At 43.5% G+C, this 614-nt stretch carries 1 protein-coding gene; it reads right to left on the minus strand.

Annotated elements, in window-relative coordinates:
* On the minus strand, positions 1–614 hold a 614-nt coding region (locus tag R7P74_RS27550; protein WP_318123857.1), incomplete at both ends, for a glycosyl hydrolase 53 family protein.

Genomic DNA, 614 nt, shown 5'->3' on the forward strand with positions numbered 1-614 from the left:
CCCAATGCCTTTATCTTGATTAACATTACGTACTTTTTGGATCATATCGGCAACGATAGTCTTTGCTTGAGGCTCATCCCAAGGCACGCCAATTTCAGTGATCATCACTTCCGTTCCGTAGCGTTCGACCATGTCATTGAGATTAGAGAGGCATTGATTGTTTGCTTCTTGCCAAGTAAGGCCAGTAGCATTCTTGGGATAGGACGATGCGCCAATAACATCCCACCAAGCACTGTTGGATTGTAAGCCATCAAGAATCCATCGGAAATTAGCATTGTCGTGACAGTTTGCTAAATGGACAATGACCTTGGCATCTGGGAATACTTCTTTGGCTGCGTTGCGTCCGCTATTAAACAACCATGCATAGTTACGCATGTTGCTTGAAGCCATTCCTTCATTCCATAGCATTCCGTTGTTTGTTTCATTACCGACTTGAATCCATTTTGGTGTTATACCTGCAGATTTTAAGGTGTTTAGCGAGTCTCTAGTGTAAGACCATACTTGTCCCATTAAATCTTCGAAGCTCATTTGTTGCCATGCTTGGGGTTTCCATTGATTTCCTGGATCGGCCCAAGTGTCGCTATAGTGGAAGTCAATCATCACATCCATATTCG

It is taken from the genome of Vibrio sp. 2033, from assembly GCF_033339735.1.